The sequence below is a fragment of the Pseudolysinimonas sp. genome, assembly GCF_049651805.1.
GTDB lineage: Bacteria > Actinomycetota > Actinomycetes > Actinomycetales > Microbacteriaceae > Pseudolysinimonas_A.
The window spans coordinates 1-8,804 of sequence record NZ_JBASCU010000065.1; the positions used below are offsets into that span (position 1 = coordinate 1).

Sequence of the window (8,804 nt, forward strand, 5' to 3'; positions counted from 1 at the left end):
GTGCAGGCCGTCGGCCCCGAGCAACCACGCCGCGCGGAGCCCGACGGCCTCCACGAAGCCCGCGCGTTGATGCACCGCGTCGACCCGGCCCTCGTGAAAGCGCACCCCCGCGGCGACAGCCCGCTTCCGCAGTGCGGCGTGCAGCACGGTGCGGCGCACGCCGCGGCCCGGCCCTCCGTCGAAGCGGTGCTCGACGCGACGGCGCCCATCGAGGTAGGCGATCCCGACGAAGGGCATCCCGTCGGGGTCGACGCCGAGACGGGCGAGTTCCGGCAGCGCGCCGGGCATGAGGCCCTCGCCGCACGCCTTGTCGATCGGCCCGTCGCGCGGTTCGACGACGGTGACGTCCAGCCCCGCCATCCGGGCCTCGATCGCGCTCGCGAGGCCGACCGGTCCGCCACCGGCAACGAGCACCTCGGTGTCGAGCGACATCAGGATGCCGCGGCTCGCAGCGCGCGCTCCTCGGCCGGGATGCGGAAGCGCAGCAACAGGATCGCGTTGAGCACCGTGAAGACGAGCGCCGTGATCCACGCGGAGTGCACGAGCGGCAGCGCGATGCCTTCGACCGCGACGATGACGTAGTTCGGATGCCGCAGCCACTCCCAGCGGTAGGGTCCGCGGCGCTGCAGCGGCATCCCGGGAACGACGATCACGCGGGTGTTCCACTGCCGGCCGAGCGCCCAGATCACCCCGTACCGCCCGGCTTGGCACAGCAGCGCGATCGCGAGCATCGGCCAGCCGATCCCCGGGATGAACGGGCGGTCGAGCAACCACACCTCGGCGATCGCGCCGACGAGCAGCCCGGTGTGCAGGGCAACCATCGCCGGAAAGTGGCCGCGCCCCGACTCCACGCCCCCGCGCGCGAAAGCCCAGCCCGCGTTGCGCTTCGAGATGACGAGTTCGACGAGCCGCTCCACGCCGGTGAGCAGCACGAAAGCCGTGAAAAGCGCAGCGCTTGTCAACATCATGCCGCCCATTTCAGCAGCACGTACTCGCTCGTGACACCCGGGCCGAGCGCAAACAGCACGCCATGGGTGCCTGCCGGCTGCACGAGCATGTCGGCGAGCACGTGCAACACCGACGACGACGACAGGTTGCCCACCGCATCCAGCGACCTCCAGGATGCCGCGAGGTCACCGCGCGTCAGGGCGAGCCCGCGTTCGAAGGCCTCCAGCACCCGCGGCCCACCGGGATGCGCGACCCACGCCGACACGTCGCCCCGCCCGACGGCGTGGTCGGCGAGCAGCCCGTCGACGTCGGCGGCGATGTTCGCGTCGATCGTGTCGGAGACCGCGGCGGTGAGCACGATGCGGAACCCGGTGCCGCCGATGTCCCAGCCGATCACCGACTCGCTGTCGGGGTAGAGCGCCGCGCGGGTACCGAGGATGTCGGGGCCGGGAAGTCCGAGCTCGGCCGCCCGGGTCGCGCCGGCGACGATCACCGCTGCGGCCCCGTCGCCGAACAATCCACTCGCCACGAAGTTCGCCACCGAGTCGTCGTCGCGCTGCAGGGTGAGCGAGCAGAGTTCGACCGATACGAGCACCGCGATCTCGTCGGGGTGCCCGAGCAGGTAGTCGTGCACGCGCGCCAGACCGGCGGCGCCGGCGACGCAGCCGAGGCCGAACGACGGCACCCGCTTGACGTTCGACCGCAGACCCAGAGAGGGCACGAGGCGCGCGTCGATCGACGGCGCCGCGATGCCCGTTACCGACGTGAAGAAGAGGTAGTCCACATCCTCAGGGAGAAGCCCCGCCGTCGTCAACGCAGCCGCGACGGCGCGGGTCGCGAGCGCCGTACCCTCGCGGATCCAGATGTCATTGGCGTCGCCGAAGGAGTGCAGATCGCGGTACTGCTCGAGCGGCAGCACGGTGTGCCGAGTTCCTATGCCGCTGGCGGCATGGAACCGCGCGAGCACCGCGCGCTTCGTGGCGTCGTGGGTGATGAGCTCGGCCAGCTCGGCGGTGATGTCGCTCTGTGGGTACGCATACTCAGGCAGCGCCGGCGCTACCGCCACGATTCGCGACATGTCCGGACGGTATCACCGCTGGCGTCGTGGGCGGGGGGTCTTGCGCGACGTCACCCGCGCTCGGGCACCTCGCGCTGCTCAGGCCCGACGTAGTGCGACAGCGGTCGGATGAGCGCGTTGGCTTCGAGTTGCTCCCGGATGTGCGCCGTCCACCCCGTCACCCGCGAGGCGACGAAGAGCGGAGTGAACAGCTCGGTCTCAAAACCGATGAGGTGATACGCCGGGCCCGACGGGTAGTCGAGGTTGGGCTTGATGCCCTTGCGATCATCCATCGCCTTCTCGAGGGTGTCGTACAGCGCGAGCAGGTCGGGGCGGTCGTACTCGGCGATGAGGGTGTCGAGCGATGCCTTCATCGTCGGCACGCGCGAGTCGCCGTTCTTGTAGACGCGGTGCCCGAATCCCATGATCTTGCGCCTCTCGGCGAGCGCGGTATCCAGCCAGCCCTCCGCCGCATCGGCCGACCCGATCTCGTCGAAGATGTGCATGACCGCCTCGTTGGCGCCCCCGTGCAACGGGCCCTTGAGCGCGCCGATCGCCGCGACGACCGCCGAGTAGAGGTCGGCCAGGGTCGACGTGACCACCCGGGCGGTGAAGGTCGACGCGTTGAAGGAGTGCTCGGCGTACAGGATCATCGACACGTCGAACGCCGTCACGACGACGAGGTCGGGCACCTGGCCGAAGGTCATGTGCAGGAAGTTGGCCGAGTATCCGAGGTCGTCCCGCGGCTCGACCAGGTCGAGTCCGCGGCGGCGGCGCTGGATGTAGGCAACGATCGCCGGCAGCTGCGCGAACAGCGTGATCGCCTTGTCGAGGTTCGCCTCGGGGTCGGCGTCGGCTGCGCTCGGGTCGGCGGCGCCGAGCGCGCTCACGGCGGTGCGCACGACATCCATCGGGTGGGCGTCGACCGGGAGCAGATCGATCGCGTCTTTCGCCACGGTCGGGATGTGGCGGCGCGACCGCTCCAGCCGCTCGAAGCCCTCGAGCTGGTCGGGATCGGGCAGCTCGCCCTTCCACAACAGGTAGGCGACCTCTTCGAAGGTGCACTTCTCGGCGAGCTCTTGCACCGGATAGCCGCGGTAGAGCAGCGAGTTGGTGTCGGGGTTGACCTTCGAGACCGCCGTGGTGTCGACGACGACCCCCGCGAGGCCCTTTCGGATTTCGGTCTCTGCCATGTCAGCTCCTGTTGTTTCTCAGGTCGAAGGTGAAAACATCCGCGTCGAACTCACCGTAGGCGGCATAGTCGACCAGCTCATAGAGGCGGGCGCGGGTCTGCATCTCGGGCACCTCCGCGGCGAGTGTGCCGGTCGCGGCGAGCGCGTCGAGCCCGCGCTCGATCGCCCCCATCGCGATGCGTTGCAGCGACACCGGGAAGATCACCATGTTCACGCCGACATCCTGCAGTTGTTGCACAGTGAAGAGGTCGCTCTTTCCGAATTCGGTCATGTTCGCCAGGATCGGAACGTCGATGGCCCCGCGCATCGCCTCGAACTCGCCGAGGTCGGCCATCGCCTCGGCGAAGATCGCGTCGGCGCCGGCATCCTGCAGCGCCTTCGCGCGGTCGAGCGCCGCGCTGAGCCCACCAACACCGGGCCCGTCCACCCCGCGGATGTCGGTGCGCGCCATGATCACGAAGTCGGGGTCGCGGCGTGCCTGCACGGCGGCCCGGATGCGGTTGACCGCCGTCTTCTCGTCGACGACATCCTTGCCGTCAAGGTGCCCGCAGCGTTTCGGGTTCACCTGGTCCTCCAGGTGCACGCCCGAGACGCCGGCGTCCTCGAGCACCTGCACCGTGCGGGCGACGTTCATCGGCTCGCCGAATCCGGTGTCGCCGTCGATGAGGGTCGGCAGGCGGGTGTTGCGGGAGATCTGCGCACCGCGTTGCGCCACCTCGCTGAGCGTCGTCAACCCGATGTCGGGCAGCCCCAACTCGTTCGCCATGACCGCACCCGAGATGTACACCCCCTCGAATCCCTTGTCGTCGATGAGGCGCGCGCTCAAGGGGGTGAACGCCCCGGGGAACCGCTGGATCGTGCCCGACCCCAATCCGGCCCGGAACGCCTGCCGCTTCTCGTTCGGCGTCACTGTCGTGTGCAGCATCAGAACAGGCCCTTCGGCGGAGTCGCCAGCCCGGCGGCGACGACGTTGAGGCCCGCGAGTTCGTCGGCGCGGAGCGAGGGCAGCCGTTGCGCGACGTCGAGGAAGCGCTCGATCTCGGCGTCGGCGAGAACTCCGGATGCCAGGGTGCGGAACTTCTGCACGTACTGCGGGCGGGCGAACGGGCGGGCACCGAGCGGATGCGCGTCGGCGACGGCGATCTCCTCGACGATGCGGGCCCCACCGGCGAGGTCGATCTCGACGCGGCCGCCGAACGCCTTCTCGGTGAGGTCGTTCGAGTGGTACCGGCGGGTCCACTCGGGGTCTTCGACGGTCGACACTTTGTGCCACAACTCGACCGTGTCGGGGCGCCCAGCCCGCTCCGGAAGGTACGAGTCGACGTGGTGCCAGGCGCCGTCTTGCAGGGCGACGGCGAAGATGTACGGGATCGAGTGGTCCAAAGTCTCCCGCGAGGCGGTCGGGTCGAACTTCTGCGGGTCGTTCGCGCCCGAGCCGATCACGTAATGGGTGTGGTGGCTGGTGTGCAGCACGATCCGCTCCACCCGGGCGGGGTCGCGCAGCTCGGGATGCCGCGACCCGAGGTCACGCGCGAGGTCGATCCACGCCTGTGCCTGGTACTCGGCGGAGTGCTCTTTCGTGTACGTGTCGAGAATCGCCCGCTTGGGCTCCCCGGCGGTAGGCAGCGGCACCTCGTACCGGCCCTCGGGACCGTCGAGGAGCCAGGCGATGACACCGTCTTCGCCCTCCCAGATCGGCGACGGCGAGGTCTGCCCGCGCATCGCGCGATCGACCGCCTCGATCGCCATCTTGCCCGCGAAGGCCGGCGCGTACGCCTTCCAGGTCGAGATCTCGCCCTTGCGCGACTGCCGAGTCGCCGTCGTCGTGTGCAGCGCCTGCGACACGGCCTGATAGATGACCTCGGGGGCGAGTCCGAGCAGCGTGCCGATTCCCGCGGCGGCCGACGGCCCGAGGTGGGCGACGTGGTCGATCTTGTGCTGGTGCAGCGAGATCGCCTTCACCAGGTCGACCTGGATCTCGTAGCCCGTCGCGATGCCGCGCACGAGGGCCGCGCCGTCGAGCCCGGCGTGTTGCGCGACGGCGAGGAGCGGCGGGATGTTGTCGCCGGGGTGCGAGTAGTCGGCCGCCAGGAAGGTGTCGTGGTAGTCGAGCTCGCGCACCGCGACCCCGTTGGCGAAGGCGGCCCATTCCGGGCTGTGGCGCCCCTCGACGCCGAAGACGGTCGCACCCGCACCGCCCGTCGAAACCGGGTGGGCCTCTGCCTGCCCGCGCGCCGCGACGGCCGGGGCCCGACCGATCGACGCGACCGCGACGGCGGCGTTGTCGATGACCCGGTTGACGATCATCTCGGCGACGTCGAGTTCGACGGCGACCGAGTCGACGGCGACCTGCGCCACCTTCCAGGCGAGCTGCTCCTCCCGGGGCAGGTTCTCGTCGGAGCGGTAGGTGCGCAGCGGGTGCAGCTTCATGCGGTGCCTTTCTGGGTGGCCGAATCGGGGCCGGCGAGCGTGTCGAGGATGGTGGTGAGGGATGCCTTGAGGTGCACGGTCGTCGCGGATGCGGCGAGCGCGGCATCGCCGTCGCGGATCGCGGTGCAGATCAACCGGTGCTCCTCGGCCGAGCGCACGAGTCGCTCGGGGTTGGCGGTCGCGATGCGGCGTGCCCGGGCGAGGTGCAGCCGCACCCCGTCGAGAGCTCCGCGGTAGACGGCGTTGCCGAGGGCCGCATCGAGGGCCGCGTCGAACTCGGCGACAAGGGCGTAGTAGGCGTCGGCCCCCGCGGAGTGCAGCAGCTCGGGGGCGGCGGCGAACCGCGTCGCGAGCCCGTCGAAGACGACCGGGTCACATCGGCGAGCGGCAAGCCGAGCGGCCTGGGTCTCGAGCGCTTCCCGCAACTCGAAGAGGTCGGTGATGCTCGCGGCCGAGACATCCGACACGACGCCGGTGCGACCCCGCGAGGTGTCGACGAGCCCTTCGAGGGCGAGTCGCGCGAGGGCGGCGCGCAGCGGGGTGCGCGAGACGCCGAGCCGCTCAGCGAGCTCGATCTCGGAGAGTTGCGTGCCGGGCAGCAACTGCCAGTGCAGGATCTCCTCCCGCAGCCGCGCGTACGCCTGATCGCTCGCCCTCACAGCGGGCCACATTACGCCGATTCAGCCGTTCTGTATACAAAAACACCGAATCGGATGCCACAGCGCGTCGAAACGGCGGCTGCGGTATCCAGAACGCGCTCAGCAATCGCAGCTGATCGCGCGTTCTGCGCCGCGCGGCGCGGTCAGCGTGTCGACCGCGCGGGTGATCGGGCCGGAGTCATCGACGATCTCGAGACCCTCGCGCGCCCAGTACTCGAAGCCGCCGATCATCTCTTTCACCGCATACCCGAGCTTGCTGAACTGCAAAGCCGCGCGGGTCGACCCGTTGCATCCCGGCCCCCAGCAGTACACGACGACCGGAGTCGTGATCGGGATGAGGTCGGCCGCCCGGTCGGCGATCTCGGCGTGCGGCAGGTGGATGGCGCCCGCGATGCGGCCCTGGTGCCAGGGCGCGTGACCGCGGGAGTCGACGAGCACGAAGTCGTCGCCCGCGGCGAACGCGGCCGCGACGTCGGAGGGGTCGGTCTCGAAGCGCAGTTTCGCGGCGAAGTGCCGGGCGGCCTCGGACTGGTCAATGGTGCTGAAAGTCATGGTCTCACCGTAGAAGCGCGGTTTCGCGACCGGGAGGGGGCGGACCGCCAGCGACCATCGAAGAGCCGCCAGTACGCTCGATGAAGTGACCGACGAGACCCCGCCGAAACGCCGGCGGTTCGTCGACACCACCCCGCTGCGCGTTTCGCCGGCGTTCGCCCGGCTCTGGTTCGGTGGCGCGATCTCGGGCATCGGCGCGCAACTCACCGTCGTCGCCGTCGGCCTGCAGGTCTACGACATCACGGCATCCACCTTCGCGGTCTCTCTCGTCGGCGGCATCGCCCTCGTCCCGATGATCGTCGCGGGCCTATGGGGCGGAATGATCGCCGACGCGTTCGACCGCAAGCGCGTGCTGCTGGTGAGCGCCCTCGTGGGGTGGACGTCGGTCATCGGGCTCGCCGTGCTCGCCTGGTACGACTCGGGGCTTCCCGCCGACGAGGTTCCGGTCTGGCCCCTCTACGTGCTCGCAACTCTCAGCTCGGTTTCGGCGACGGTGCAGATGACGACGCGCTCGGCCGTGACGCCGCGCCTGCTTCCCGGCGAACTCGTGCCTGCAGCGAGCGCGCTCAACGGCATCGCCTTCGGCATCCAGCTCACCTTCGGGCCGGCCCTCGCCGGCGTGCTCGTCGCGAGCGTCGGCTACGGCTGGACCTACCTCGTCGACGTGCTGCTGTTCTCGACGATGTTCCTCGGAATCGTCACGTTGCCCCGGATGGCGCCGTCGGAGGGCGTCGAGCGCCCCGGCTGGAAGTCGCTCACCCAGGGCATCGCGTTCCTTCGGCGTGCCCCCAACATCCGCATGTCGTTTCTCGTCGACATCGTCGCGATGACCTTCGGGCGGCCGCATGTGCTGTTCCCCGCACTCGGCGTGCTCGTCTTCGGCGGCGGCCCGGTGACCGTCGGCATCCTCACGGCGTCGATGGCGGTCGGCACGTTCCTCGCGAGCCTGTTCAGCGGGCCGGTCGGGCACGTGCACCGGCACGGCGTCGCGATCGGTCGGGCGATCTCGGTCTACGGCGGTTTCGTGCTGCTGCTGGGTGTCACCGTGCTCGGCATGCAGGTGGCGCTCGCGAACGGGTGGGTGGCCGAGGTCGGCAGCGACTTCGGCCAGGTCAACCCGGTCGCTCTCGGCATCGCGGCGTTCGCGTTGCTCGGCATGGGGGCGAGCGACGAGATCAGCGCCATCTTCCGCGGCACGATGCTGCTGATGGCGACTCCGGATGCGATGCGCGGCCGGTTGCAGGGCATCTTCACGGTCGTCGTGGCGGGGGGACCGCGCATCGGCGACCTCTACATCGGCGTGTTCGCGACCGCGGTGGCGTTGTGGTTCCCGCCCGTGTTGGGCGGCATCCTCATCATCGGCCTGATCGCGGTGCTCGTGCGGGTGCAGGGGTCGTTCCGCCACTACGACGCGCGCAAACCGTCACCGTAGTGTCACCGAATCTCGGGCCTGAGACACAGCCGCGCACGTAGGGTGCTGGCATGAGACGCGCCTGGGTGTTGCCCGCTCTTGCGGGCGTCGGGGCCGTCGCGTTCGGTCTCGGCGTCGCGGAGCTCGTCGCCGGCCTGCTCGCCCCACGCGCCAGCCCGGTGCTCGTCGTCGGGTCGCTGCTGATCGACCTCGCCCCGCCGTGGGCGAAGGATGCCGCTATCGCTCTGTTCGGAACCGCCGACAAGGCCGCGCTGCTCGTCGGCATCGGCCTGGTGCTGGTCGCGCTCGCCGGGGCGGCCGGGGTGCTACACGCGCGGCGGCCGCTGCTCGCCCGCTTGCTCATCGTCGCCGGCGGGGCCTTCGGCATCGTCGCCGCCGTGACGCGGGCGGGGGCATCCGTCTTCGACGCCATTCCCGCGACGGTCGCGGTCGTCGCGGCCACCCTCGTCTTGACGGCGCTGTTGAAGCAACGCCCCGCGCCCGAACCGCGGGAGGGCGACCTCAGCCGCCGGCGGTTCCTCACCTGGGCCGGT

General features: G+C 70.2%; 9 protein-coding genes and 1 pseudogene. 2 read left to right on the forward strand and 8 right to left on the reverse strand.

Going from position 1 to position 8,804, the window contains the following annotated elements:
• The 8 genes from WBL06_RS15295 to WBL06_RS15330 form a co-directional block, all read right to left on the reverse strand.
• Window positions 1–432, reverse strand: a 432-nt coding sequence (locus tag WBL06_RS15295) for an NAD(P)/FAD-dependent oxidoreductase (RefSeq protein ID WP_424457505.1), incomplete at its 3' end; no start/stop codon positions are given.
• Entirely contained in the window at window positions 432–968 is a 537-nt protein-coding gene (locus WBL06_RS15300) for an isoprenylcysteine carboxyl methyltransferase family protein (protein WP_424457507.1), read from the reverse strand. The genes WBL06_RS15295 and WBL06_RS15300, both read right to left, overlap by 1 nt.
• A complete protein-coding gene (locus WBL06_RS15305) occupies window positions 965–2,026 on the reverse strand; it encodes a type III polyketide synthase (protein ID WP_424457509.1) in 1,062 nt (353 codons plus the stop codon). The genes WBL06_RS15300 and WBL06_RS15305 overlap by 4 nt, the downstream gene beginning before the upstream one ends.
• A 50-nt stretch (window positions 2,027–2,076) precedes the next feature.
• Complete coding sequence (locus WBL06_RS15310) at window positions 2,077–3,198, reverse strand: bifunctional 2-methylcitrate synthase/citrate synthase (RefSeq protein ID WP_424457511.1); 1,122 nt, start codon at window positions 3,196–3,198, stop codon at window positions 2,077–2,079.
• A 1-nt stretch (window position 3,199) separates the two neighbouring features.
• Window positions 3,200–4,123: a methylisocitrate lyase gene (prpB, locus tag WBL06_RS15315; RefSeq protein ID WP_424457512.1), complete on the reverse strand. Its 924-nt coding sequence runs from the start codon at window positions 4,121–4,123 to the stop codon at window positions 3,200–3,202.
• On the reverse strand, window positions 4,123–5,628 hold the full coding sequence (locus WBL06_RS15320) for an MmgE/PrpD family protein (protein ID WP_424457514.1): 1,506 nt from the start codon (window positions 5,626–5,628) through the stop codon (window positions 4,123–4,125). The genes prpB and WBL06_RS15320 overlap by 1 nt, the downstream gene beginning before the upstream one ends.
• Window positions 5,625–6,287, reverse strand: coding sequence for a GntR family transcriptional regulator (locus WBL06_RS15325; RefSeq protein WP_424457516.1), 663 nt, complete (start codon window positions 6,285–6,287; stop codon window positions 5,625–5,627). The genes WBL06_RS15320 and WBL06_RS15325 overlap by 4 nt, the downstream gene beginning before the upstream one ends.
• A gap of 99 nt (window positions 6,288–6,386) precedes the next feature.
• The gene (locus WBL06_RS15330) at window positions 6,387–6,839 is read right to left on the reverse strand and encodes a rhodanese-like domain-containing protein (RefSeq protein WP_424457518.1); all 453 of its coding nucleotides are present in this window, start codon (window positions 6,837–6,839) and stop codon (window positions 6,387–6,389) included.
• 85 nt (window positions 6,840–6,924) lie between these two features.
• Between WBL06_RS15330 and WBL06_RS15335 the strand changes: the two genes are divergently transcribed.
• Entirely contained in the window at window positions 6,925–8,271 is a 1,347-nt protein-coding gene (locus WBL06_RS15335; protein ID WP_424457520.1) for an MFS transporter, read from the forward strand.
• Between the two features lie 50 nt (window positions 8,272–8,321).
• Window positions 8,322–8,804 (forward strand): annotated as a pseudogene (locus tag WBL06_RS15340) (molybdopterin-dependent oxidoreductase); the annotation flags it as partial.

Coding starts and splice junctions, on each gene's coding strand:
- WBL06_RS15300 (WP_424457507.1), bottom strand. CDS start 968: ATGATGTTGACAAGCGCTGCGCTTTTCACGGCTTTCGTGCTGCTCACC.
- WBL06_RS15305 (WP_424457509.1), bottom strand. CDS start 2,026: ATGTCGCGAATCGTGGCGGTAGCGCCGGCGCTGCCTGAGTATGCGTAC.
- WBL06_RS15310 (WP_424457511.1), bottom strand. CDS start 3,198: ATGGCAGAGACCGAAATCCGAAAGGGCCTCGCGGGGGTCGTCGTCGAC.
- prpB (WP_424457512.1), bottom strand. CDS start 4,123: ATGCTGCACACGACAGTGACGCCGAACGAGAAGCGGCAGGCGTTCCGG.
- WBL06_RS15320 (WP_424457514.1), bottom strand. CDS start 5,628: ATGAAGCTGCACCCGCTGCGCACCTACCGCTCCGACGAGAACCTGCCC.
- WBL06_RS15330 (WP_424457518.1), bottom strand. CDS start 6,839: ATGACTTTCAGCACCATTGACCAGTCCGAGGCCGCCCGGCACTTCGCC.